Origin of the sequence: Moorena sp. SIO4A1, assembly GCF_010672065.1 — a bacterium.
Classification (GTDB): domain Bacteria; phylum Cyanobacteriota; class Cyanobacteriia; order Cyanobacteriales; family Coleofasciculaceae; genus Moorena.
The window spans coordinates 1-1,189 of sequence record NZ_JAAHHX010000908.1 but is presented as its reverse complement, the minus strand read 5'-3'; the positions used below and the strand labels follow the sequence as shown (position 1 = coordinate 1,189).

Here is a 1,189-nt window from a genome sequence, read left to right as displayed (position 1 = left end):
TTCAGTCCCCTTGGTGCTATAACTTACAACCAGTTGCAGCAGCAATTCGCACCAGTAAATTCCTGGAAAACCACTCAATAAAACTGGTATTTTTTTGATGAATTATTGACCATTAAAACTAACTAATAAATACTAGAGTATTACCAGGGTAAGCGCAAGAAAATTTATGGGTTCGATATGCTAGAGTTTAAGGGAATGGAGGTTTCTAAAACCTTAAGCATATACCTTGTATCCATGCTGGCTCGTTTAGCTTTTTGACGAGTACTGCGTTTATAGCTCGTTTCAAGATTGAGTAGATTAAGACTTCCTAGCTTAAGTAAAGCCATATTCTGTGGGGCATGCCCTGTACGAATCCGGCTAGCATCCTCCCCAAAAGTCACATCTAATACGAGCGTGAAGTTGGTTTTCAATAGACCAGTGCTGCCGAATAGCTTTGCCCAACTTTTGAGCATGGGGTGGTAAAGAAGTCAGGTAAAACATCACTTCGCGGGTAGTCTTGTTCCAAAGATGGCGGGTGCGAATAACCATCACGATACTCTGTAATCCAGACCACTTGGACTGTTGGTATAAATCGAAGTCTATTTGCTCAACAGAAACGGCCCAAACAATCGCGCTTTTCAGTACGATGGTGTGCTGATTCTACCCGCACATCATAGCTATACTCAACACTCTCAAACTTATTAGCAACAGCAGTTTCAAACCATCCCTTGACCTGCGTGGAACTTAGTAGGATGATTCCCTTTGAGTGCCAGGACATAATCAGCACCCTTAGCACGAATACCACGGACTATCTCATGCTGAGTTCCCATGGCATCAATAGTAATGATGCATCCGCAGATGTCCAATAATTCTAGTAAGGCTGGAATCGCTGTAATCTCATTGCTTTTATCATCCACTTTCACTTGCCCAAGAAACAGCCGATGCTCACTCGCCCAAGCACTAACCATATGCAAAGCGGATTGTGCTTGGTTGCGGTCATAGGAACTCTTGAGTTGTTTGCCATCAATGGGAATCACCTGTGCTCCTAAATCCGTCACTAAACTACTTAACCAACTCTGGAAACTATCCTCAAAGGCCCTCGGTGAGATCTTCTCAAACACTCGCCTGTACGTATCTGCACAGGGAATTCCATTGGGTAATGCTAAAAAGCTCCCCAACCATTGGTGGTGGCTAATCCCATAAGTTTCGA

Annotated in this window: 1 protein-coding gene and 1 pseudogene; both read right to left on the bottom strand. The window is 43.6% G+C overall.

The features are described from left to right. Positions 1-290 precede the first annotated feature (290 nt). Positions 291-447, bottom strand: a pseudogene (locus tag F6K53_RS46370) (ISAs1 family transposase); the annotation flags it as partial. 248 nt (positions 448-695) lie between these two features. Continuing rightward, a partial coding sequence (locus tag F6K53_RS46365) for an ISAs1 family transposase (protein WP_366511453.1) occupies positions 696-1,189 on the bottom strand: 494 nt, incomplete at its 5' end.